The sequence below is a fragment of the Parasediminibacterium schistidii genome (assembly GCF_046546515.1).
GTDB lineage: Bacteria > Bacteroidota > Bacteroidia > Chitinophagales > Chitinophagaceae > Parasediminibacterium.
The window spans coordinates 21,475-45,082 of record NZ_JBKHKJ010000007.1 but is presented as its reverse complement, the minus strand read 5'-3'; the positions used below and the strand labels follow the sequence as shown (position 1 = coordinate 45,082).

The following is a 23,608-nucleotide window of genomic DNA, read 5'->3' as shown; positions in this document are numbered from 1 at the left end:
TTTTGTTCCTATTCCCAAATAAGCATACTTTCATCCTATCAAAATATGCACTACTAAAACAAATACATGAAACAACTTTCCATTGCCTTGCTTACACTTATCCTATTAGTTTTACTAACCCCTTCGCTAAAAGCACAGGTAAACAAACAAGATTCCCTTGCCTTGGTAGATTTATACAATAGCACCAATGGTGCAAAATGGGATGTTAACACCAATTGGCTAACAACTGCGCCTGTAAGTACTTGGTATGGGGTTATAGTAGATTCTAATGGAAGAGTAACGAGTTTAGTACTTTTAAATGACCTTAACCATTATTTTTATCCGTACGAGAGCGGCATCAACCTAAATGGCAGCCTGCCCTCATCAATTGGGGATTTAACTGAATTAAGGACATTAAATCTTACCAATATTAAATATAATTATATTGGTGGGGTAGGTGCTTTTCAAGTAATCAGTGCAAATGGCTTGACAGGTGCTATCCCTGCATCAATAGGCAATCTAAAAAAGTTGACTAATTTAGATTTGTCTTATAATAAACTTACCGGCAGTGTACCTTCCTCTATCCGAAACCTAACAAACCTTTCCTCACTTAATTTATCGTACAATAATACCCTGACTGGTGATATATTCAATACCATTTGCAATATACAGACCCTTGAAATCCTCAATTTGCAGTACAATGCTTTTGGTGGCGGTATTGACTCTATTGGAAAATTGAACAAGATAAATGCCCTTTATTTGAATAATAATCAACTTAGTGGGCTTATCCCGAGTTCTATCGGAAATATAAGTAGTACGACTGCTTTAGACTTGTCTTACAATCATTTTTTAGGGGCTATCCCTTTTTCGGTTACTAATTTAAAAAATGCGATGTCGCGTGGGATTTTTGGCTGGCAAGGCAATAAGTTTACCTTTACTGGCACGGAAGCCTTAGGCTTGATGATAGATACTGGGCAAAAAAGCGGAATTCTTGAAGGCCCAATGATGTATTCTTATGCACCACAAGATACAATAATACCTATCAAAAGGACAGGCAACCAACTTTCCGTTTCAGTTGGTGGCAGATTGGCAAACGACACTTTTAAATGGTACAAAGATGATAGTTTAATAGCCACGGTGGCTGGAGATTCTACTTATACGGTCAGTTCAATTGGCAGGTATTGGATGGTTGCTAGCAATGTATTGGCAAACCAATTGAAACTATACAGCGATACCATCAACATCACTGCTTTACCTATCCAAAGCATTAGCTTGCAGGCAAAAACTATAAATGGAAACACGCTATTGCAATGGCAAACTATCAATGAAATAAATACCCAATCGTTTGTTGTGCAAAGAAGTATGGAGGGTAAAAGTTTTGCTGATTGTGGAGGGATAAATGCAGCAGGCAGTGGCAGTAATAGCTATAGCTTTCAGGATAGTGATGCTGGTAGTTTTAATTCCACCACAGTTTACTATCGCATAAAAGCATTAGATAAAGATGGCAATTATATATTTAGTCCTGTAATAAGTTTATTGCTTACGGCCAATCGTTTCCCATCGTTTACTATTTTCCCAAACCCTGCAAAGGATGTGCTTACTATTAAGGGTAATAATATAACAAGCGTCCAAATTATAGACAATGCAGGAAAAATGGTAGTTGTAAGCATTGCAATGGAATCTACAAATCCTCAACTTTTCATTAAAAACTTGCCTGCTGGCAACTACATGGCAATAATAAAAACAAAAAAAGGGGAAGTGAATGCGGTAAAGTTTATAAAGGAATAAAATTAGTTGGTGTTTTTCGCCACAAAGGCTCGAAGTGCCATGAAGGGAATTACTAGCCTTATGTTATACAAATTAACTTGGTAATACTTTAAAAATAACTTTACCCATTTTCAGAGCTATTGCTTGCAAGAACTGACAGGTAGGCTGTTCAGAATAGGCTTTAAAGACTTCGTTCAGTTTTAAGCGAAGGTTTAACCACAAAGAACACAAATTTTTTCGCAAAGAAGCACAAAGGAAGCTCCTTTTTAGGTAAACCGTTTCACTTAAAGGACATAAAGAACAGTGTGGCTAGACTACTAAACAGTAAATGTACTTGTGCGTATGTAGTTTAAAACTATCCATTTGCTTTCTCTATCCCCGTCATTTAGAGGCATGAGAAATTTAACTGTGTATAGGTGGTCTATTGTTTATTAAGCTTATTCTTCATAAAAATCAATCGCCAACACATTTGATTAGATTTCTATATGGAAAGTAGTTGTCAATTTTGCGATTGCCTCTGCAGGCATACTCGCTCGCTTTTTAGTAGCATAATCAAAGCACATCATCCCTGTTTTGGCTTTCCCTGCAAGGGTTAAGGTATCGCCTTGTACCAGCTCTAGCAAATAGAATATATCAAATCCAATCCTGTCAAATCCCGTTGCCGCCACAGATATTTTCACGGTATCGCCATAAGCCATTTCTTTCTTAAACTCCAAAGCTACATCGCTCATGATTAGCCCCACGCCTGCCACATCCATTTCACTGTACCCAAAACTAGCCAAGAACTGTAACCTAGCTTCATGTATTAAGGATAGAAAAGAATCGTTGCCTACATGCCCGCCATAGTTTACATCAGTGATGCGTATAGGGATAAGGGTAGAAAAAGAAAAGGTTGTGGGAAGGTTTAGTTTTATGCGTTCCATAGAAATTTTAAATGTTGAATTTTAAATTTTAGATTAAACATTATGCTTGTTACAAAATAAATTACTTGTTTTTATTCTGTTAGATTTCTTTTGCGTTACAATGAAGTTTTTGTAAATCATTGGGATCTTCGCGTATGGGCAGAAAATCTTCTGCCCCTACTTCCGACTGCCTAAACGATAAAAGATACGTTATTCCTATTTTTCGGATTCGCCAGATGTGAAATTAGAAACGACATAAATTGATTGGCAAACGCAAATGGGTTCTAGCATAAAAAAAGCTAACCCCGTTTTACCAAGGTTAGCCCATTTTATATAATTAGTATTTTATTACTTGTATGCAGGTTTGATGCCATTTGCCAAAGCAACCATTTTCTTGATGCTTTCATCGTTCAACTGGCCTTTTTTAAATTCAGCCAATACATCAGGCAATTTGTTTTCCATCTCCATTAAAAAATGTGCTTCAAATTCCTTCACTTTTTTCACGGCTACTTCTTTCAACAAACCTTGTGTACCCAGGTAGATGATAGCAACTTGCTTTTCTACAGAGAATGGGGTGTATTGGGCTTGTTTCAGTATTTCTACGTTCCTAGCACCTTTATCAATTACATTCTTAGTTGCAGCATCCAAATCGCCACCAAACTTAGAGAACGCTTCCAATTCTCGGTATAGTGCTTGGTCTAGTTTCAAGGTACCTGCTACCTTTTTCATGGATTTAATTTGTGCATTACCACCCACACGGCTTACGGAAATACCTACGTTAATAGCAGGGCGGATACCCGCATTGAACAAGTTACCTTCCAAGAATATCTGACCATCGGTGATGGAGATAACGTTGGTAGGGATGTATGCAGATACGTCACCAGCTTGTGTTTCGATGATTGGCAAAGCCGTTAAGCTACCACCACCTTTTACCAAATGCTTGATAGAAGCTGGTAAATCGTTCATTTGGCTAGCTACTTCATCATTGGCAATTACTTTCGCAGCCCTTTCCAACAAACGGCTGTGCAAGTAGAATACGTCACCTGGATAAGCCTCACGGCCTGGCGGCCTTCTTAGCAACAAGGATACCTCACGGTAAGCCACGGCTTGTTTACTCAAGTCATCAAATACAATCAATGCTGGACGGCCGGTATCACGGAAGAACTCACCTATTGCAGCACCCGCAAATGGAGCGTAGAATTGCAATGGGGCTGGCTCACTTGCAGAAGCAGCAACAATAGTAGTGTAAGCCATTGCACCGTTGTCGGTCAATGTTTTCATTACACCTGCTACAGTACTGGCTTTTTGGCCAATAGCCACATATATACAAAATACTGGCTTGCCAGCTTCGTAAAATTCTTTTTGGTTGATAATGGTATCTATACAGATAGCTGTTTTGCCAGTCTGACGGTCGCCAATTACCAATTCCCTTTGCCCACGACCAATAGGTATCATCGCATCAATGGCTTTGATACCTGTTTGCAATGGTTCTTTTACTGGCTCACGATAAATTACACCCGGTGCTTTGCGCTCCAAAGGCATTTCATACAATTCGCCAGCAATAGGGCCTTTGCCATCAATTGGTTCACCCAAAGTATTGATAACACGGCCTACCACGCCCTCCCCTACTTTAATAGAGGCAATTTGGCCAGTACGTTTTACCTTGGCACCTTCTTTTATGTCCCCGCTTTCGCCCATCAATACCACGCCCACATTGTCTTCTTCAAGGTTCAATGCAATGGCTTTCACGCCACTTTCAAACTCTACTAGTTCACCGCTCCTTACACCATTCAATCCATATACACGGGCAATACCATCACCCACTTGTAACACAGTACCTACTTCTTCCAAATCGGCAGAAGCATTGAAGTTGCTTAATTGTTGCCTTAAAATCGCTGAAATTTCATCCGGCTTTATTGCTACCATATTTCTTGTTTTTGACCACTGATTAAAATGATTGGAATGATTATCCTTATTATTGCCCTTTCTTTCATGATGGGGGAATCATAGAAACCGATTCGCTTTTATTGTATGCTTAATTTTCTTTTCCTTACATAAACCTAAACCGTAGGTATATAATGATTGTCTTGGAACTGCTTTTTGATGTCGTTCAAATCCCTGAGGATGCTGGCATCTACCAGTTTGTTATCAAACTCTAGTACAAAGCCGCCAATCAATTTTTCGTTCACCTTTGTTTCCAGTTCTACAGTACCAGAAGCATTCGCACTATTGGCTTTGGCCTGTATGCTTTGTTTCAGGTCTTCGCTTATTTCTACTGCTGTGGTTAAAACAACAGTATGTATGCCTTTTATTTCGTTGTATTGGCTTACAAAAGCATCCGCTATTTCAGGCAAATCGCCTTCACGGCCTTTCACAGCCAATAAGTTTGTAAAAGCTGCAGTAAGTTCACCAATATTTGTACCAGTAACTGCTTTTATAATGGCTACTTTTTTATCTGCTTTTATAATGGGGCTAGATAATAGGTTTACAAATTCCTTGCTTGCCTTGCAAACAGCCTGCAAGTATTTCATGTCTGCATACACTGCTTCCAATTGCCCTTTTTCTACAGAAAGGTCAATCAAGCTTTTGGCGTACCGATGTGCTAAACGTGGATTGGGCATGATATAATTAAGAATTATAAATTAGGAATTAGGAATTGAAAGAGAATCTTAGAACCAGGAATAATTCCTAATTCTTAATTCCTAATTCCTAATTCAACTTCACTGTTTCTGCTAATTGCTTGATATAGCTTTCTTGCTCTGCTTTATTAGCCAATTCCCTTCTAAGTATCTTTTCGCTTACTTCAATCACCAATGCGCCTACTTGATTTTTAACATCGGTAAGTGCAGCATTTTTTTGTTGAAGGATGGCTTGCTGAGCATCGGCAATTATCCTGTCGTATTCTACTTTTGCTTTTTCTTTGGCATCTGCTATCATTTTATCAGAAGCTATTTTCGCTTCTTTTATCATGATGCCTCTTTCTTCACGGGCTTTGTTCATCAAAGCTTCGTTTTCGTTTTTCAAGGAAGCCATTTCTGCTTTTACTTTTTCAGCAGAAGATATAGCATCGGCAATGCCTGTTTCCCTTTCTTTCAAAGAAGCCAAGATGGGTTTCCAAGCAAATTTTTTTAATATCAAATAAACAATGATAAAGGCCACGAAAGTCCAAAATAACAAGCCCAAGGCTGGCAATAACAATTCCATATAAAATTCAATTTGATAATGTTTAAATTAATTCCTGCATCCGCCGCCCTGTGCATTGGGTGCAGGAATAAGTTTTGTGCTACTACTAGGCTTTCAATACGGCCAAGATACCTGCAATTACTGCGAAAAGGGCTGCACCCTCTACCAACGCAGCAGTCAAGATCATAGAAGCACGGATGTCATTAGCAGCTTCTGGTTGACGGGCAATACTTTCTACTGCACCTTTACCAATTTGGCCGATACCAATACCTGCACCAATTGCAGCTAAACCTGCACCAATTGCACCACCTAAGTGGCTTAAGCTAACATCCAACAAAGTGTTGATTAAAGACATGACTATCTGTTTTTGTTAATGAAAAAAATGGTTAAAACTAAATATGTACTTCTTCACCGTTCAATTCATGCTCCCCATGCTCCCCTTCAAAAGACTGCCCGATGAACAAAGCTGTTAAAGTAGTGAATATGAACGCTTGCAAAAAAGCAACTAATATTTCAATAAAATAAATAAATACGGTAAATGCTATCGAAACTGGAGAGAAACCCCAGCCTGCTACCGGGCTCATGGCACCAAAAATGAAAATCAACATGATAAAGCAAGTAATGATAATGTGGCCTGCTACCATGTTGGCAAACAACCTAATCATCAATGAGGCTGGTTTGATAAGCAATACGCTCAACAATTCAACAGGTATCAAGATTACTTTTACAAAAATGGGCATTCCAGGAGGCCAGAAAATATGCCCCCAGAAATGGCTGTTGGTGCTAAGCATAATCACCACGAAAGAAATAACAGCCAATACCATGGTAAAAGCAATATTGCCAGTTACATTGGCAGTACCCGGTATTAAGCCTACAATATTATTAATCAAGATGAAGAAGAAAACAGTAAGCAAATAAGGCATGTATTTTTCATACTTGTGGCCAAGGTTTGGCTTGCCTACTTCGTCCCTTACAAAAGTGATAACAGGTTCTATTGCATTTTGCCAGCCTGAAGGGGCAACCATGCTGCCATTCTTCTTGTATTTATTGGCTATGCCAATCATCAAAACCACAAGCAGGGTAAGGGAGAGTATCATTTGTACCACGTTGCGGGTAAGGCTAATGTCTATTACTTTTGCAGTTTCGTCTATTTTGCCATCCGCATCCACGGCAACAATCTTGCCTTCCTCGCTTTTATAGCCATCATATACAGCACCTTCTTCTAATTTAGCATAAGAAAAAACGGATACGCCTTTTGCTTGGTTATATACAATAACAGGCAAAGGTATTTTTGCATGGAAGTCGCCCACGGAGAAGAAATGAAACTCATGCGCATCCATGATATGCTCCATAATTAATTTTGCGGGATCGAATTTTGCAGCTTCTTTTTTTGCCTCTACAGGTTCATTCCCTTGCTTTTCCTGTGCGTAGGAAACAGCAGAAAAAAACACCATTAAAAGGCTGAAAGCCACTAGCAGTAAAGATTTTGATATTTTATTCAGCATAATCTTCTCCTAAAATTTCGGCGAAGATAAGGGGATAGCAATAAAAAATGGATTAGTTAAAATTGAAAAAATAAAAAAAGGTTTATAGGAACTATATAAAAGCAGATGGGGACAAAGGCTAAAAGGCTAGAAGTAGCACGAAGAAAAAAAAGAACAAGGTAAGCATATGGTTTCTTTTTTATTGATAGTCATTTTCTTTAGTTGCCACGAATGCACGAATAGCCACCAATATTTTTATTAGTGTTTATTAGTGCATTCGTGCCAAATTCTATGTACGGCTTATTTCCTATGTGGAAATTTTAGTTCTTAGTGCTGCTGTTGTGAGTCATGAGTGCAGCACTTACCGAAACCAACCTTCCTGGCAAAGGATTTGCATAATATTACCTAAATAGTTAACTTCGCTTTGTGGATGATTTCAAAGGACAAATACGAAGTTTGAAAGTTTACGGCGATGATTTTTGGACGTTTTATAACAAACAGACAAAAAAGATTCAAGCGCGTATCTTGTGGACAATACGCATAATCCGTGACATCCCTTTTGTGCCTGAAAAGTATCTTAAACATTTGACGGGGACAGATGGGATTTATGAAATTCGGGTTAGTTCTGGAAGCGACATCTTTCGCATATTTTGCTTTTTTGACGAAGGAAAATTGGTTATCTTAATGAACGGGTTTCAAAAGAAAACCCAAAAGACACCAGTTGAAGAAATTGAAAAAGCAAAAAAACTAAAAAAGAAATATTATGAAGACAAAGCAAAATAAATTAGTTGACCTTGACGAATTCATAGATAACCAATTTGGTGTTCGTGGCACAGAGGACAGAGAAACCTTTGAAGAAGGTTACGAAACATTCAAATTGGGTGTTATGCTGCAAGAAATGCGAAAGGAACAAAATATGACACAAGAGCAACTTGCTATTAAATGTGGTACGACAAAAACTTATATATCCCGTATTGAAAACAATGCCAGCGACATTCGCCTCTCTACACTTATGCGTATCATACGTGAAGGCTTTGGGAGGCAACTAAAATTGTCGGTTGATATTTAGTAATACGCTTAAAATAATTTCCCCATTTCCTAATATAGCTTTCCCATTTTGCTGGCTTTGCGACACTCTTCTTTGTGTTTTGTTGGACCACTATTTTTGCCCCTTTAGGGGTTGTGGCGGAGGTTGGGGGCTAGGGAAACATTTTACCTTAATAAAGTATAGCACTTTGGATTAAACCCTTTGCGAACCTTTACGTTTAATCGCTTTGTGTGCTTTGCGATGAAAATAGCATTAAGGAAAGTTATTTTTGATAAGGCCACTAAGCAATTTACGTCTTTGTAAATCAATCGCTTTTCTAAACAGCCTGCATTTTTCCCGCATCAAATTGCATTTCATACAACTTGTTATAAAACCCACCCAAGGCAAGCAGTTCTTCGTGTGTGCCCATTTCCTTTATTTCGCCCTTGTCCAGCACAATAATTTTGTTGGCCTTTCGGATGGTGGATAAGCGGTGCGCTATCACAATAGAAGTTCGCCCAGTAATCAGCGTATCAATAGCTTTCTGTATCAGTAGCTCGCTTTCTGTATCAATAGAAGAAGTGGCCTCATCTAGTATTAATATAGATGGGTTGTACAACAAAGCCCTTACAAACGAAATCAATTGCCGCTGCCCAAGGCTCAAGGTACTCCCCCTTTCCAACACATTATAATCGTACCCATCGGGCAGTTGCATAATAAATTCGTGCATCCCAATCATCTTGGCTGCCTCTATTACTTTTTCCCTCGACACCAATGGGTTGCGCAGCGTGATATTGTCCATCACCGAGCCAGAAAACAGGAACACATCCTGTAACACCACGCCAATGCTGCCCCTCAATTGTTCTATTGGCCAATCATCTATATTAATGCCATCTACTTTAATCACCCCCCGCTGTATAAAGTACAGCCTGTTCAGCAGGCTGATGATAGATGTTTTGCCACTACCGGTATGCCCCACAAGCGCAACTGTTTCCCCTGCTTTTACTTCAAAAGAAACATCCTTTAATACATATTGCTCATTGATATATGCAAACCAAACATGCTGGAAGGAGATGCTTCCTTTAATAGATAATAGATAATTGATAGTTGATAATTTGCTATTGCCAGTAACTCCCGATTCCCGACTAACTCCAGCTAACTCCCGATTCTCCTCCGACTTACCACTTACCACTAACGACTTGCCACTATTGCTCGGCATCACATCCTCATTATCCAGCACTTTAAACACCCTTTCTGCCGCTATCATGCCCATTTGCAGCACGTTGAACTTATCGGCAATTACCCTTAAAGGGCGGAATATCTGGTTGAGGTATAAAATAAAGGCGACCAGCAAGCCAGCATCTAGCCTGTTATCTGCCACCCACCAAACCAGCAAGCCTGTGCTGATGGCCAATACCAACTCCACCACCGGAAAAAAAACACTGTATGCAAAAATGGCTTTTATGTTTGCATCCCGGTGCTCTTTATTAATGGTATTAAACTTTGCCAGCTCCCTGCCTTCGGCAGCAAAAGCCTGAACGATGTGCATACCCGTGATATGCTCCTGCACAAAAGCATTCAAGGCCGCCACGGCATTCCTTACTTTGATAAAACTAGCGTTTACGCTTTCCTTGAAATAATAAGTAGCCACCATTAAAAAAGGGAATGGCAACAGGCTTACCAATGCCACTTGCCAGTTCATCCAAAACATGGTGATAAGCGTAATAATAATGGTGAGCAAATCGGCCACGATAGGTATCAGCCCATCACTAAAAATATCATTGATGCTTTCTATATCGTTGATGGTGCGGGTGGTGAGGGTGCCAATGGGTGTTTTGTCGAACTGGCTAAGGTTAAGGCTCATTATCTTTTCATACACAGTTACCCTCAAATCTTTCACCACGTTTTGCCCTAGCCAGGAAGTGATAAAAGAAAAGGCAAACCTCAATATAGATTCTGCAAATAGAAAGATAATTTGGAAAATGGTTATGTGGACTATAAACTGGAATATGGGGCTATTTTGCTGCAACAACAGCAGCGGGTTTAGCCATGCTGGCAAGGGCATAGCAAAATGGATAGACTTGTTTACCGTAAGCTGTATAAGGTATGGCCGCACAGGGGCAACCAATGCCATTACGATAGCCAATGCCAAGCTGGTATAAAACATCGCATTGTAAGGGCGCACAAACTGGAAAACCCGCCTTATTAATGAGAACTCAAATACTTTTTTTGCCTTTTGTTCCTTTGCCATTGGTGCAAATGTAACCTTTCATAAATAAATAGAGTTGGGGTAAGGTTTAACTAAAAATGCTAAAAAATTTTATGACCCCTTATGCACTCATGGCAACAAGGCTAATTCCTTTTTTGAATTGCTGGTGAGTGCCAACCTAGCATTGCCTGCACCCTTTAAGGTGGCAAAACGATAACTTTTATTGCCCATTTTCAGGGGCATTGCCCGCTTGGTTTGGCTGGCTTTTGAGACCCAGAATTTAGTTTTTAGGTATTCTTGTATCGTAACTCTTTGAAATACAGTGCTTTTTTGTTTTTTAAGATGAGTGTTTTGTGAGTGAAAAGTGATTCTTTTTTGTGTGTTTTGTGCGTATTTTGTGAGTGATTTGTGCAAAAAAGTGAGTCCTTTTTTGTGTTTTTTTGAGCATGTATGTAGTTCATTATGACGTTTTTTTTTAGTATATTAAAAATTGGGTTTACGGGACAACGAGCCAAGGTTAGGGCAACAGTAGTGGTTGTGCCAGCGCAAACAAAGAGCCATACTGTGCAAAGTTGGGATTGATTTGGGACTTGTGCAAAAGGACAATCCTATATGGGGGAAATATTGGATGCTCATGGGGGCATATTTCCCCCATATAGGATTTTCATTTTGGGTTATATACCTATCCATGCGAATTTTACATTAAAGGAGCAACTAGGGCATCTTGGTCTTGCCTCTCGCATCGGATCTTAGTTGGCTTAGGAAAATGATAATCTACCATCAAAATCTTATCCGTTTCTTATCAATAAATTATCAGTTTCCTATCAATAAACTATCGTTTTCCTATTAATAAATTATCATAAAATTTACTTTTATTATCATAAAAAATGAGGCTAAAAAAAAATAAATAACTGAATATCAACAAGTTATAGGGAAAAAGGGAAAAAGCAAAAAAAAATAAACCACCGAAAAACAAAAAATAACCCGTTTCAAACTATTCCATTTAGTCTTCAATTTCCCCTTTTTCCTTCTCCTTTTGGAGAGGGCTGGAGTGAGGTTGAAGGGTTTGTGGGGCTATTACCATCAATTATGTATGTTGCCGATAAATAAAAAGGGAAGATTTTAAATGCACCCCTACGCTGATAAAGTGTGGGTACTAACATTTTTTGTACCTTTAAACCTCAAAGAAACAATATGGCAAATGATTCTTTATTAGCCGCACTGGTAGATAGCCCCAATGCTATTAAGATAATAGAAGCTGCAACATTGGTTTTTGCCAAGGAAAGGGAGGATCGGGCAAAATTTTACGACCTAGTACACGAAAACCATAAAGCAGAATTTATCAATGGGCAAATTGTTTTCCATTCGCCTGTTCGGTTGAGGCATTGGGATGCCTCCATGAAATTATCATCTTTACTGCATGTGCATGTAGATAAAAACCAACTAGGCATTGTTGGGGTAGAAAAAGTGATGATACAGCTTACCCGCAACGACTATGAACCAGATATTTGCTTCTTTAAAAAAGAACGTGCAGATACATTTGCCCCGGAGCAACTGCTATTCCCTGCACCCGATTTTATCATAGAAATAGTATCGGAATCGACTGAAAAAAATGATAGGGGCATTAAACTAATAGACTATGCCGCCCATGGCGTTACAGAGTATTGGATAGTGGACACAAAGAAAAAATCAATAGAGCAATACCTGCTGCAAGGCAATGAATATATGCTGGAAGCAAAAATAACTGGCCAAGGCTACATTGAAAGTGCCGTGGTAACTGGCTTTGGTGCCAAGCTGGAAGACATATTTTGAATGTAGTTGGTTTTGTTTTATGTAATACTTTTATTGCATGGAATCACTCGTAAACATACTTCATGATGATGGCTTGATGACAAGCAACTTAAAACTACAAATACAACAAAAACTACAAACACGGCATTTGGCAAAAAGCACAATGCTTCAAAAGCAGGGCGATACAGCTTGTAAATGCTACTTTGTAAAAACGGGGCTTTTGAGAAGCTATGCCATTGATGAAAAAGGCAAAGAACATATATTTATGTTTGCACCTGAAGGGTGGATAATGGGCGACATTGTTGCATTGGCAAGCAGTAAACCTTCTGATTTGTATATTGATGTATTGGAGACATCGGAGGTTGAAGTTTTTACCAAAGATATTTTTGAAATTCTTTTCTCCTCCACTGCTGCCTCCGGAAAAACCATAAATACGCTGTTGCTAAACAGGAATGCCGTGCTTCAAAAAAGGGTAATTATGCTGATGAGTGCCACGGCATTAGAGCGGTATGAAGACTTTTTAGAAATCTACCCGAATATAGCGCAACGTATCCCCCAAAAAATGATTGCCTCCTACCTTGGCATCACGCCAGAAGCACTTAGCAAAATACGGCATGACCGTAGCAAATTACATTCGCCCACTTCTTAACATAGGTTAACGTAAACCTGTTTCATTGATGGTAACTTTGTACCTGTAAAATTTAATCTAAATTTTATGGAACGCAAAGATTTTTTAAACTCAATAATAGGATTTACAGCTATGAATAGGCTAAGCACCTTTAAGAACTACACCGATAATTTAAGCGAGCAAGATCAGGAAATGCCTGTGCTTTTCATAGGCCACGGCTCGCCAATGAACGCCATTGAAGAAAACGAATTTTCTTTAGGATGGAAGGAGGTTGCCAAAACAATCCCCAAACCAAAGGCCATACTGTGTATATCCGCACATTGGGAAACCAATGGCACTTTTGTTACGGCCATGGAAAGGCCAAAAACCATACACGACTTTGGCGGATTCCCCAAGGCATTGTTTGATGTGAACTACCCTGCCCCGGGTAGCAAATGGCTGGCGGAGGAAACAAAACAGATTGTCACTACTACAAAAGTGGGGCTAAGCGAAAGCTGGGGGCTGGATCATGGTAGCTGGAGCGTGCTGAAACACCTGTACCCTGCTGCCGATGTGCCCGTAATAGAACTAAGCCTAGATTATACAAAAGACACCCAATATCACTACAACTTAGCAAAGCAACTGGCAGGGCTGCGAAAAAAAGGAGTGTTGATAATAGGCAGCGGCAATATGGTGCATAATTTCAATTTTGCACGTTTTGATACTGGTGGCTTAAGTGCTTTTGGTTTAGACTGGGCAATAGAAGCCAACCATGATTTTAAAAAGTTGATAATGGAAAATGATTATCAATCATTGGTTAATTTTAAACAGTACAGCAAGGCATTTCAATTATCTGCACCCACTGCAGACCATTATTTGCCAATGATTTACGCCATTGCATTGAGGGGCAAAAACGAAAAAGTTTCCTTTTTCAATGACAAGGTAGTGGGCGGTTCTTTTTCCATGACCTCGGTAAAAATAGAGCGGGCATAGGATTGGCTGTTAAAAAGAACAAAAAATATAAAAAGTAGCACTAGTTTGGATATTTCCAAGCGAATGCTACTTTTAAATCATGTTATGATTGAAGATTGAGCTGGGAAAATTCAAGTTAGATTTAACAGTTAAATGCTCACTTGGATTAGTAACGAAAGTCCTGAAACGCTCTCGTTAAACCTTGGCGAAGTATTACCCCTTCTTCAACTCGAAATTACCTTATGAAATGGATAAAAAAAATATTGGAAGCAACAAAAAAAGGCGAAACTATTTATGTTGACATTGAGCTAGATGCCCGCCATTTCTTTTTAATAATTGGGATTATTTTAATAGTGGTTTTCAAAATAAGGTCATAGTAATAAGAGGTACTAAAAGCAATTCTTGGAACCAAATTCAAGTCTTATTCATAAAATTCATAGCTAAATAACCATTTGTAGTTGCCATGAATTGGAGTAAGAATATTTGAGTAAGGGTTCTATTTTATATAACAAGCCCCTTGCAAATGTTTGCATGGGGCTTGTTTATAGTTTCAAAAAAGTAAATTATAGTTATACCAACATCCGTATCGGTTCTTCCAAGAAGCTTTTTAATGTAAGCAAGAACGCAGCACCAGCAGCTCCGTCCACTACCCTGTGGTCGCAGCTGAGGGTTAGCTTCATGATGTTGCCCGGCACTACTTGGCCGTTCTTTACAACAGGCACTTGGGCTATGCCACCTACAGCCAATATACAGGCATCTGGTGGGTTGATGATGGCTGTAAATTCATCCACGCCAAACATGCCCAGGTTAGATATGGTAAATGTGCTTCCTTCCCAGTCGGCAGGTTGCAGTTTTTTGTCTTTCGCTTTTTGTGCATAGTCTTTTACTTCTGCATTTATCTGGCTAAGGCTTTTGGTGTCGGCAAATCGCACGACAGGAACTAGCAATCCTTCTTCCACGGCCACGGCCACGCCAATGTTTACATGGTGGTTGATGCGTATTTTATCGCCCAGCCAACTGCTGTTTATTTTTGGATGCTGTTTCAACGCAAGCGAGGTTGCTTTTAACACCAAGTCGTTAAAGCTAATTTTTGATTTTGCGTTCTCATTAATTTTTGTGCGGGCGGCTATGGCAGCATCCATGTCTATTGTCATGGTTACATAAAAATGCGGTGCTGTAAACAAACTTTCGCCAAGCCTTTTAGCAATCACCTTACGCATTTGCGAAACAGGCACATCATCAAAGCTCACCACACCTGTTTCTGCAGGTTTTGAGTATGCGGTTGGTGCAGGGGCGGCAGGTGCTGTTGGTGCTGCTTCGGCTTTTGCAGCAGGGGCTGGGGCGGCAGGCTTAAAGTTGTCAACGTCATTTTTAATAATTCGGCCGTTGTCGCCGCTTCCTTGCACATATTTAAGGTCTATGCCTTTGTCGGCCGCCACTTTTTTAGCCAATGGCGAGGCCAATATCCTTCCGTCATTTACCACTGCCGCTTCAGCTGCTGGGGCAGTGGTTGCTGCTGTCGAGGTAGCTGGTGCTTCTGTTTTTGCTTCTGCTACAGGGGCTGCTGCTGAAGCCGCTCCTGGGTTTTTAACAGCGTTTACAATTGCATCTATATCCAAGCCATCTTCGCCAATAATGCACAACAAGTCGTTTACCAAAATTTTGTCGCCAGCTTTTGCACCTTGGTACAGTAGCTTGCCATTTTTATAGCTTTCCAGTTCCATGGTTGCCTTGTCTGTTTCTATCTCGGCAAGCACTTCGCCTTTTTTTACAGTATCTCCAATATTTTTCTGCCAAGAGGCTATTACGCCTTCGGTCATGGTGTCGCTTAGCCTTGGCATCAATACTACTTCTTCCATGCTTGCTGGGTCAACAGCGGGCGCAGCAGATGTGGCTGGTGCTGATGCAGCAGCAACGGGTACAGCTTCGGAAGGTTTTGGTTCAGCTGGTGCAGGGGTTGCGGCAGGTGCAGCACTAGCGCCGCCATTAAGCAAGCCACTAATGTCTTCTCCAGCCGTGCCAAGAATAGCCAATAAATCATTTACTTGCAGGTTGCCGCCAGCTTTTGTGCCAATATGCAGCAATATGCCATCCTTGTAACTTTCCAGTTCCATAGTGGCTTTGTCTGTTTCTATTTCTGCTAGTACTTCTCCCTTTTTTACTGTGTCGCCCACTTGCTTGTGCCAAGCGGCTATTACCCCTTCGGTCATCGTGTCGCTCAAACGGGGCATTAATATTACTTCTGCCATAAGATTTCTATTGTTTCTTTAATTGCGGCGTGAAATTAATGGAAATTGGCGTAGCTGCAACAGATAACACTTTATAAGGGCAGAAATATTTTGTTGCTACACACAATAATATAGTCATAAAGACACAAAGCAGCACAAAGAAGAAAGAAGAAAAGACACTTGTTTTGTCTTTCTTCTTTACTTTAAAACTTTGTGTCTCTTTTTGTCTTAGTGCCTTTGTGGCAATTTTACTCAACTAGTAGCCCATCTATTGCCCTTGTGCCAAGCTATATGCTTTTTTATAGCCAAACTGGTTCAGCAATTCATAGGAGCATACTTTAAAGTCCTTCATCATCCGCTTGGTAAGTTCCAGTATATCTACTTGCGTTAAAGGCAGGTTGTCAATGCTTTCAAAACGGCAGCCATACTGGCTCACCAAGTTGGTAAACACGCTCCCTTTGGGCCATACCTGCGTGCCACGGTTGGTTACAGTTACCAATTTAAAAAGTGTCAAGGTATGTTTAAGGCATTTTTCGGCTACCTCGGTTGGCTGCAGGTTGGTCTCAATAAAAAAATCTGCACCTAGAATATTAATAGCCTCATCATCTATGCTTTCCAGCATTGGGTTTTTATCCAGCTTAAATATTGTTGGCGTTACATATAAGTTGGCTAAAACTGGCTTTGCGTTTTGTGCTGGCAATTTGCCAAAATTGGCAATTACGGCATCTGCAAAAGCAGTGGTGTTTAAAGAAGGGATTGCTTTGTCGCCAAAATCGCCGGTATGCACGCCGCTTTCCAGCGTGTACAGCAAAGAATTTTCTATGATGGCTGCCATCTCCATCAAGCCCAGATGGCGAAGCATTCCAATGCCGCTAAGCAACAAAGCCGTTGGGTTGGCAATATTTTTACCCATGATGTCGGGTGCAGTGCCATGCACGGCCTCAAAAATGGAAATATGGTCGCCTATATTGGCACTTGGCGCAAAGCCCAAGCCACCAACCAATCCGGCACACAAATCACTTACAATATCGCCTTGCAGGTTGGTGAGCACCACCACGTCAAACAAGTCGGGCTTGGTTACCAGTTTCATGCACAGGTCGTCCACGATCACATCGTCTGCATTTAGCTCAGGATAATCTTTTGCTATTTCATAAAAAACTTCCAGGAATAGGCCATCCGTAATTTTCATGATATTGCTCTTGTGGCCGCAAGTAATGCGCCTTGCACCTTTTTTCTTGGCCATTTCAAAAGCATATTTTATTACTTGGTAGCTGCCCGGCCGGGTAATAAATCTCCGGCACAATGCCACATCGTGCGTAAGCATGTGTTCTATGCCTCCGTAGGTATCTTCAATATTTTCCCTTACTATGGTTATGTCTATCGTTATGCCAGCCTTGCTAAACACAGTGTCCACGCCATGCAGGGTTTGGAAAGTGCGTTTATTGGCATAGGTATTCCATGTTTTGCGTGCGGTAACGTTTACGCTTTTCACGCCTTTGCCCTTTGGAGTTTCCATGGGACCTTTGAATAAAATACCCAATGTTTCTATAGTTTCCTGCGCCTCGGGTGTCATACCATTGCTATACCCTTTGTCAAAAACCCATTTGCCCATATCTACCACGTCATATTCTAGCGGCACATTGGCAGCAGTAAAAATTTTCAATACGGCATCCATTATTTCAGGTCCTATGCCATCTCCCTTGGCTACTGCTATTTTGTGCATATAAAATTGATTATAGGTTTAACAAACTGGTACAAACAAATTTAGGGATAACAAGCATAAGATGCACCCGATTGTATAAAAGTTTTTCGGTTTTCCCTCTCGCCTTTTTGTTCGATGGGCTAAACCCATCGCTATTATATACCGCTCCTTCGGGGTTACACACCATGCAACCATGCATCCAAGGTACATCCAAGGCAAGACCCGAAAGGGTGTAATATACCTGCATAGGGTATAGCCCTATGAATTAGCGAAGCAAGGTCAGTATTTGCTTTTTCCGATGGGCTACACGCATCGCTAATTTATACCGCCCCCTACGGGGTTACACACCATGCAACCATGCATCCAAGGCAAGCCCCTAAAGGGCGTAATATGCCAGCATAGGGTGCAGCCCTATGAACCATAAGGGTGTACTCTTATCATATATGATTGGTTGTATTAATCTTAAATAGGTTCATTATTTCCCAAACTCCCAAATTTTCCTTACCTATACACCGCTAAATGATTGAAAATTACAACGCATGAAAACATTTACTATACAAGAAATAAACGCAGCTATCAAAGGTATTCTAGTGGGGGATACTTTAAATGCCATCACAGGCCCCGAGCAACTGGAAGCAGCAAATGATAGCCAGATTACCTTTATTGGCAACCGGAAATACATCAAGCTATGGGAATCCTCCAAAGCATGTGCTGCAATAGTGAATGAGGAATTTGCAATTGAGCCTGGCGAGGGCAGGGCATTAATAAAAGTAAAAAATGCGGATACCGCCATGGCACAGTTGCTGGAGTTGTTTGTGGAAGAAGGCCCTGTGTTTGAGGAAGAAATTCACCCAACAGCCGTTATACATGCCACAGCAACCATTGGCAAGGGGTGCAGGATAGGGGCGGGGTGCTATATTGGCAAGAATGTTTCGCTGGGCAATGGCGTAACACTGTACCCCAACGTAACCATACTAGACGAAACCACCATTGGAGCTGCTACTACTATTTGGCCAGGTACTGTTATCAGGGAAAAATGTATTGTTGGGGCCTATTGTATTTTCCATGCCAATGTAAGCATTGGGGCAGATGGTTTTGGTTTCCGCCCAAGCCCAGACGGCAGGGGGCTGGTTAAAATACCCCATATTGGCAATGTGGTGATAGGCAAAGGGGTAGAAATAGGTGCCAATAGCTGTGTTGACAGGGGCAAGTTTAGCTCCACCGTGGTAGGCGATGGTTGTAAAATAGACAACCTAGTGCAGATAGGGCACAACAGCAAAATGGGGCGTTGCTGCATCATGGCAGGCAGCAGTGGTCTTGCTGGTTCCGTTACACTTGGCGATGGGGTAATAGTAGGCGGCGGCGCTTGTATATCAGACCATGTAACCCTCGGCGCAGGCGTGCAGGTAGGTGGCCAGTCTGGCGTGATTAATAATTTTGAGGCTGGCAAAAAAATACTGGGCTACCCCGCCATAGATGCCAGAGATGCTCTGAAACAATGGGTTATATTAAGGAAACTGGTAAAAGAATCTAAATAGGCTGGGAAGATTTTGCCACAAAGGCACAAAAACACGAAGAAGCACGAAGAAAAAGAAGGTTAGAAGGTATTGCTAACATTATTTTTCTTCTTTTTTTCTTTTCTTCTTCCCTTAAAACTTTGTGCATCTTTGTGTATTTGTGCCTTCGTGGCAGATTAAACAAACTTGCACTTGAATAGTGCCCTTTTTTCCTTTTCCTATTCTTTCCTTAGTGCCACTTTGAGCCTTTGTAACTTTGTGGCAAAAAAAATATTTTTAACTTCTATACTATGAAAAAAGCATTATCCATTATTATTGCCAACACCATCCTTTTTAGTGCTGGCGAAGCCTTGGCACAGCAGAAATCAAGCAACATGCAACTCACTTACCCCGCAACAAGAAAAGACGAGACTGTAAAAGATACTTATTTTGGCACAGAGTTGGCCGACCCTTATCGCTGGCTCGAAAACGACACATCGGAAGCAACAAAAGCATGGGTGAAAGCAGAAAACGAAGTAACGCAAAGCTATCTGGCCAAAATACCGTTCAGGGCAGCCATCCGCAAGCGGCTAAAAGATTTGTGGAACTACGAACGCTTTTCTGCCCCTTCCAAGGAAGGTGAATACACATATTTCTCTAGGAACTCGGGTATGCAGAACCAAGCTGTCGTGTACAGGCAGCGTGGTAATGAAGAGCCAGAAGTATTCCTAGACCCCAATACGTTTTCTGCAAAAGGCACAACCTCGTTGGCCGGCATGGAATTTACCAAGGATGGCTCCTTGGCTGGTTACCAAATATCGGAAGGCGGGTCCGACTGGCACAAGATTATTGTGCTAAATGCCTTGAACAAGCAACAAATAGGCGATACCATGCTTGATATTAAATTCAGTGGCATTGCCTGGAAAGGCAATGAGGGTTTTTATTACAGCAGCTACGACAAGCCCAAGCATGGCAGCCAGCTTTCGGGCAAAACACAGGAGCATAAGCTATATTACCACAAGCTGGGCACGCCGCAAAGCAGCGATGTGCTGGTGTTTGGCGGTGCCGCACAGCCACGCCGCTATGTTGGTGCAGGCATTACCGAAAATGGGCGTTGGCTGGTTATTTCCGCTGCCAATAGCACTTATGGCAACGAATTGTATGTGCAGGATTTAACCCAAAAAGATGCCCCTATCATTAAATTGATAGAAACCATGGCCAATAGCCACAACTTGATGGATGCGGACGACAATTATTTTTACATAGAAACAGACCTGAACGCACCCAACAACAAAGTAGTAACTGCCCCAATAGATAAGCCACAAGCAGCAAACTGGAAAGATTTTATACCCGAAACAAAAAACGTGCTGTCCACCACCATGGCTGGCGGCTATTTCTTTTGTAGCTACTTGAAAGATGCGGTGTCGCAAGTATTGCAATACGACAACACAGGGGCTAAAATTAGGGAAGTAGCATTGCCGGGCGTAGGCACGGCTTCTGGCTTCTCGGCCAAGCAAAAGGAAAAGGAATTGTATTTCAGCTTCACCTCTTATACCTACCCAAGCACTATTTTTAAAATGGATATTGCCACAGGCAAAGCAGATGTGTTTAAAAAGCCAAAAGTACTGTTCAATCCAAGCGACTATGAATCGAAGCAGGTATTTTACCCATCCAAGGATGGCACTAAAATACCCATGATTATCACCTATAAAAAAGGGCTGAAACTAAACGGCAAAAACCCTACGGTGCTGTATGGGTATGGCGGTTTCAGCATTAGCCTTACGCCCGCTTTCAGCACGGCCAATATTGTATTGCTGGAAAATGGCGGCGTTTACGCTGTGCCAAACCTGCGAGGCGGCGGCGAGTATGGCGAAGACTGGCACAATGCGGGCATCAAAACAAAAAAGCAAAATGTATTTGACGATTTTATTGCCGCCGCCGAATATTTGAAAGCGAATAAATATACGTCTACCGACTACTTGGCTATTGCTGGCGGATCCAACGGTGGTTTATTGGTAGGTGCTACCATTACCCAACGGCCAGATTTGTGCAAAGTGGCTTTCCCGGCGGTAGGCGTGCTGGACATGCTCCGCTACCACAAGTTCACGGCTGGCGCAGGATGGGCTTATGACTATGGCACAGCAGAAGACAGCAAAGAAATGTTTGAGTACCTGAAAGGCTATTCGCCACTGCACAATATAAAACCCGGCACGGCATACCCAGCCATCTTGGTTACCACGGCCGACCATGACGACCGGGTAGTGCCTGCACACTCTTTTAAATTTGCCGCTACTTTGCAAGCAGCACAAACAGGCAATGCACCCGTGATTATCCGCATAGAAACACAAGCCGGCCACGGTGCAGGCATGAGTACCAAGCAGGTTACCGAAGGCGCAACAGACAAATGGGCTTTTATGTTTTACAACATGGGGATTGGGGTACATTATAAATGATTCAGCAAAAAAAGGTTTGTTTATTATTTTCAAAATCCTATATTTGCACCCCAAATAAACCGATAGGTTTAGGGCCTATAGCTCAGTTGGTTAGAGCACCTGACTCATAATCAGGGGGTCCCTGGATCATGCCCAGGTGGGCCCACATTGTAAATCAAGCAGTTACGAAGTTGTTTCGTAGCTGCTTTTTTGTTTTACGACCTCAAATGTGACCTGAAACGACTATAAGAAAAGAAAGGAAGGGCTAAATAAAGGAAAGAATGTTATTGTTTTTGGGGAATTGAAAGCCTTGTTACAGAATAAATGATGTTTTCTGGGTGGTTAGCGCAACTGCTTTGTAACTGCATGTGCTTGTAAACCCATGTACTTGCAAAATTCTTCGATAGAAACTACCTGATGTTCCTGCTTTTGGAAAGCGGGTTGATACTTTTTTTTAGTTCTGAAAGGTCTGCATCTGGATGTATCTTGCTTAATAAAGCACCTAAAAATACCCTAACTCTTGGTGGGTACCTCAATGCTATTTTGATAATGTTCTCCAACTCTTTTGCAGTCAACTTTTCAAACTTTTCAAGTATAAAACTTATTGTTTGTTCTGCATTTGCATCAGGTATTATTTTTAAAGTCTTTTAAAACATCCAATAACTCCATCAAGTAGTAATTATTGCCAGTTACATCTGAATAGCTTTTTACCGAAGTAACTACTACACTTCCAATCTTTGTTGCAATCCGCTTATCCCGACTAGAGATTTTTATATTTTTTGGAACTTATGTGGTTAGGCCTAATCTATTGTATAATGCTGTGCCTGTGATATAGGCTACACGTTTTTTTTGCTCAAATAGATAAGGCTTTAGTAATTCTTCTTCTTTGGGCTTTAGGTTTCCAAATAAGGTCTGCTTAGGTTTATAAAACAAGCCTGTAGAAACCCTGTTTATTATCCCTTTTTTAAGAAGCCTTTCGATGGCTTTTGTAGCTGCTGTATATTCTGATTCTTGAATATTAAATTCCTGATACCCAAATGTATTACCATCGGGCATTTGTGCTATTCTTTTTTCTATTTTTTCTGTAACCTTCATTAAAAGCCGCCTTTATGCAATAAAGGTAGATGAAAACGGATATTTGTCAAGTAAACGGTGCGTAATACTTGACATTTCGGGTATGGGACGAGGAGTTTTTTTATAAAAACAAAAGGTTTCTTTGGCAAATTCTGGGAGGGTATCGTATTTAAAGAAAGGGAAAATTTCTGCAACCATTTCTGGGGATTCTATGAGTTATAAGGGTAAACCTTTCATGAAAATCAGTCACTACTAAATCCTGTTAGATTTCTCCTATCTTCGAAAGGACGGGGATGGGGTACCTGAAATGCAATGACTCAAACCAAAATACAGCTAAAAACTGTACGAAAAAGACTGCCTGATTCTGAACAGCCTACCCCGGAGGTTTTGTCAGTACAGGCTAGCTGGGATTAAGAAATCCCATACATCTGTTTAGGCGAAATACCCTGCGGAACGTTGCCAAGCTAAGTAAGGTATTTGAAACTATTGAACTAACAAGACATTAAGCATGATTAAGTTATTGTTGTTGTGTATATTAATAAGAGAATAGTAAACTTGGTTTAAACTTTATAATTAGAAATTTGTCTAGGTTAGAATGTAATTTTTTTAATGCGTACCTGCCATATTGCTCATTATGTTAATACTAAATAAAATAAACGATTGCTTGAAGTCATGCTAAATAAATTTATGAGTAAAAATATCCTTATACCAGTCATACCACTAATTTGCTTTGGCTTACTTGCTAATCCTTTATC

The 23,608-nt window shown here is 40.7% G+C and carries 19 protein-coding genes and 1 tRNA gene; 10 read left to right on the top strand and 10 right to left on the bottom strand.

Translation table 11 applies throughout. The features are described from left to right. Positions 1-66: 66 nt before the first annotated feature. Entirely contained in the window at positions 67-1,767 is a 1,701-nt protein-coding gene (locus ACHFIY_RS05740) for a T9SS type A sorting domain-containing protein (RefSeq protein WP_410845111.1), read from the top strand. Positions 1,768-2,219: 452 nt separating this feature from the next. Here the strand turns inward: ACHFIY_RS05740 and ACHFIY_RS05735 are convergent, their stop codons facing one another. The 6 genes from ACHFIY_RS05735 to atpB form a co-directional block, all read right to left on the bottom strand. Continuing rightward, complete coding sequence (locus ACHFIY_RS05735; RefSeq protein WP_410845110.1) at positions 2,220-2,669, bottom strand: acyl-CoA thioesterase; 450 nt, start codon at positions 2,667-2,669, stop codon at positions 2,220-2,222. A 327-nt stretch (positions 2,670-2,996) separates the two neighbouring features. Next, positions 2,997-4,574 (bottom strand): F0F1 ATP synthase subunit alpha, encoded by a 1,578-nt coding sequence (gene atpA / locus ACHFIY_RS05730; RefSeq protein ID WP_410845109.1) that lies wholly within the window; start codon positions 4,572-4,574, stop codon positions 2,997-2,999. A 134-nt stretch (positions 4,575-4,708) separates the two neighbouring features. Next, positions 4,709-5,269, bottom strand: a complete 561-nt coding sequence (gene atpH / locus ACHFIY_RS05725; protein WP_410845108.1) for an ATP synthase F1 subunit delta — start codon at positions 5,267-5,269, stop codon at positions 4,709-4,711. 88 nt (positions 5,270-5,357) lie between these two features. Further along, positions 5,358-5,852: a F0F1 ATP synthase subunit B gene (atpF, locus tag ACHFIY_RS05720; protein WP_410845107.1), complete on the bottom strand. Its 495-nt coding sequence runs from the start codon at positions 5,850-5,852 to the stop codon at positions 5,358-5,360. 85 nt (positions 5,853-5,937) lie between these two features. Then, positions 5,938-6,186 (bottom strand): ATP synthase F0 subunit C, encoded by a 249-nt coding sequence (gene atpE / locus ACHFIY_RS05715; protein ID WP_410845106.1) that lies wholly within the window; start codon positions 6,184-6,186, stop codon positions 5,938-5,940. Positions 6,187-6,223: 37 nt separating this feature from the next. Then, positions 6,224-7,336, bottom strand: a complete 1,113-nt coding sequence (atpB, locus tag ACHFIY_RS05710; RefSeq protein ID WP_410845105.1) for a F0F1 ATP synthase subunit A — start codon at positions 7,334-7,336, stop codon at positions 6,224-6,226. Between the two features lie 405 nt (positions 7,337-7,741). Here atpB and ACHFIY_RS05705 point away from each other — a divergent pair, with 405 nt between their 5' ends. Beyond that, on the top strand, positions 7,742-8,098 hold the full coding sequence (locus tag ACHFIY_RS05705) for a type II toxin-antitoxin system RelE/ParE family toxin (protein WP_410845104.1): 357 nt from the start codon (positions 7,742-7,744) through the stop codon (positions 8,096-8,098). Beyond that, positions 8,079-8,384, top strand: coding sequence for a helix-turn-helix domain-containing protein (locus tag ACHFIY_RS05700; protein WP_410845103.1), 306 nt, complete (start codon positions 8,079-8,081; stop codon positions 8,382-8,384). Before ACHFIY_RS05705 ends, ACHFIY_RS05700 begins: the two co-directional genes overlap by 20 nt. 295 nt (positions 8,385-8,679) lie before the next feature. Here ACHFIY_RS05700 and ACHFIY_RS05695 read toward each other — a convergent pair whose 3' ends face one another. Continuing rightward, a complete protein-coding gene (locus ACHFIY_RS05695; protein ID WP_410845102.1) occupies positions 8,680-10,593 on the bottom strand; it encodes an ABC transporter ATP-binding protein in 1,914 nt (637 codons plus the stop codon). Between the two features lie 1,152 nt (positions 10,594-11,745). On the opposite strand from ACHFIY_RS05695, the gene ACHFIY_RS05690 reads away from it, so the two are divergent. The 4 genes from ACHFIY_RS05690 (at position 11,746) to ACHFIY_RS05675 (ending at position 14,298) form a co-directional block, all read left to right on the top strand. Beyond that, complete coding sequence (locus ACHFIY_RS05690) at positions 11,746-12,363, top strand: Uma2 family endonuclease (RefSeq protein ID WP_410845101.1); 618 nt, start codon at positions 11,746-11,748, stop codon at positions 12,361-12,363. 37 nt (positions 12,364-12,400) lie between these two features. Further along, a complete protein-coding gene (locus tag ACHFIY_RS05685; RefSeq protein WP_410845100.1) occupies positions 12,401-12,991 on the top strand; it encodes a Crp/Fnr family transcriptional regulator in 591 nt (196 codons plus the stop codon). 66 nt (positions 12,992-13,057) lie between these two features. After that, positions 13,058-13,942, top strand: a complete 885-nt coding sequence (ygiD, locus tag ACHFIY_RS05680) for a 4,5-DOPA-extradiol-dioxygenase (RefSeq protein WP_410845099.1) — start codon at positions 13,058-13,060, stop codon at positions 13,940-13,942. 221 nt (positions 13,943-14,163) lie between these two features. Beyond that, a complete protein-coding gene (locus tag ACHFIY_RS05675) occupies positions 14,164-14,298 on the top strand; it encodes a hypothetical protein (protein ID WP_410845098.1) in 135 nt (44 codons plus the stop codon). Between the two features lie 192 nt (positions 14,299-14,490). On the opposite strand, the gene ACHFIY_RS05670 is transcribed toward ACHFIY_RS05675, so the two are convergent. Together ACHFIY_RS05670 and ACHFIY_RS05665 are read right to left on the bottom strand one after the other, a co-directional pair. After that, complete coding sequence (locus tag ACHFIY_RS05670; RefSeq protein ID WP_410845097.1) at positions 14,491-16,170, bottom strand: pyruvate dehydrogenase complex dihydrolipoamide acetyltransferase; 1,680 nt, start codon at positions 16,168-16,170, stop codon at positions 14,491-14,493. 247 nt (positions 16,171-16,417) lie between these two features. After that, entirely contained in the window at positions 16,418-17,872 is a 1,455-nt protein-coding gene (locus ACHFIY_RS05665; protein ID WP_410845096.1) for an isocitrate/isopropylmalate family dehydrogenase, read from the bottom strand. Between the two features lie 518 nt (positions 17,873-18,390). Between ACHFIY_RS05665 and lpxD the strand changes: the two genes are divergently transcribed. The 3 genes from lpxD to ACHFIY_RS05650 all read left to right on the top strand — a co-directional run bounded on the left by lpxD (position 18,391) and on the right by ACHFIY_RS05650 (position 21,945). Then, a complete protein-coding gene (gene lpxD / locus ACHFIY_RS05660) occupies positions 18,391-19,389 on the top strand; it encodes a UDP-3-O-(3-hydroxymyristoyl)glucosamine N-acyltransferase (protein WP_410845095.1) in 999 nt (332 codons plus the stop codon). Between the two features lie 269 nt (positions 19,390-19,658). Continuing rightward, positions 19,659-21,800, top strand: coding sequence for a prolyl oligopeptidase family serine peptidase (locus ACHFIY_RS05655; protein WP_410845094.1), 2,142 nt, complete (start codon positions 19,659-19,661; stop codon positions 21,798-21,800). Positions 21,801-21,871: 71 nt separating this feature from the next. Further along, positions 21,872-21,945, top strand: a tRNA-Ile gene (locus ACHFIY_RS05650). 620 nt (positions 21,946-22,565) lie between these two features. Here ACHFIY_RS05650 and ACHFIY_RS05645 read toward each other — a convergent pair. Then, positions 22,566-22,874 (bottom strand): DUF6088 family protein, encoded by a 309-nt coding sequence (locus ACHFIY_RS05645; RefSeq protein ID WP_410845093.1) that lies wholly within the window; start codon positions 22,872-22,874, stop codon positions 22,566-22,568. Between the last annotated feature and the right edge of the window lie 734 nt (positions 22,875-23,608).

What these genes read in the sequence shown, in the direction of transcription:
- atpF (WP_410845107.1), bottom strand. Translation starts at nt 5,852, where the DNA reads ATGGAATTGTTATTGCCAGCCTTGGGCTTGTTATTTTGGACTTTCGTG.
- ACHFIY_RS05740 (WP_410845111.1), top strand. Translation starts at nt 67, where the DNA reads ATGAAACAACTTTCCATTGCCTTGCTTACACTTATCCTATTAGTTTTA.
- lpxD (WP_410845095.1), top strand. Translation starts at nt 18,391, where the DNA reads ATGAAAACATTTACTATACAAGAAATAAACGCAGCTATCAAAGGTATT.
- ACHFIY_RS05645 (WP_410845093.1), bottom strand. Translation starts at nt 22,874, where the DNA reads ATGAAGGTTACAGAAAAAATAGAAAAAAGAATAGCACAAATGCCCGAT.
- ACHFIY_RS05700 (WP_410845103.1), top strand. Translation starts at nt 8,079, where the DNA reads ATGAAGACAAAGCAAAATAAATTAGTTGACCTTGACGAATTCATAGAT.
- ACHFIY_RS05675 (WP_410845098.1), top strand. Translation starts at nt 14,164, where the DNA reads ATGAAATGGATAAAAAAAATATTGGAAGCAACAAAAAAAGGCGAAACT.
- atpA (WP_410845109.1), bottom strand. Translation starts at nt 4,574, where the DNA reads ATGGTAGCAATAAAGCCGGATGAAATTTCAGCGATTTTAAGGCAACAA.
- atpB (WP_410845105.1), bottom strand. Translation starts at nt 7,336, where the DNA reads ATGCTGAATAAAATATCAAAATCTTTACTGCTAGTGGCTTTCAGCCTT.
- ACHFIY_RS05670 (WP_410845097.1), bottom strand. Translation starts at nt 16,170, where the DNA reads ATGGCAGAAGTAATATTAATGCCCCGTTTGAGCGACACGATGACCGAA.
- ACHFIY_RS05685 (WP_410845100.1), top strand. Translation starts at nt 12,401, where the DNA reads ATGGAATCACTCGTAAACATACTTCATGATGATGGCTTGATGACAAGC.
- atpH (WP_410845108.1), bottom strand. Translation starts at nt 5,269, where the DNA reads ATGCCCAATCCACGTTTAGCACATCGGTACGCCAAAAGCTTGATTGAC.
- ACHFIY_RS05695 (WP_410845102.1), bottom strand. Translation starts at nt 10,593, where the DNA reads ATGGCAAAGGAACAAAAGGCAAAAAAAGTATTTGAGTTCTCATTAATA.
- ACHFIY_RS05665 (WP_410845096.1), bottom strand. Translation starts at nt 17,872, where the DNA reads ATGCACAAAATAGCAGTAGCCAAGGGAGATGGCATAGGACCTGAAATA.
- atpE (WP_410845106.1), bottom strand. Translation starts at nt 6,186, where the DNA reads ATGTCTTTAATCAACACTTTGTTGGATGTTAGCTTAAGCCACTTAGGT.
- ygiD (WP_410845099.1), top strand. Translation starts at nt 13,058, where the DNA reads ATGGAACGCAAAGATTTTTTAAACTCAATAATAGGATTTACAGCTATG.
- ACHFIY_RS05690 (WP_410845101.1), top strand. Translation starts at nt 11,746, where the DNA reads ATGGCAAATGATTCTTTATTAGCCGCACTGGTAGATAGCCCCAATGCT.
- ACHFIY_RS05655 (WP_410845094.1), top strand. Translation starts at nt 19,659, where the DNA reads ATGAAAAAAGCATTATCCATTATTATTGCCAACACCATCCTTTTTAGT.
- ACHFIY_RS05735 (WP_410845110.1), bottom strand. Translation starts at nt 2,669, where the DNA reads ATGGAACGCATAAAACTAAACCTTCCCACAACCTTTTCTTTTTCTACC.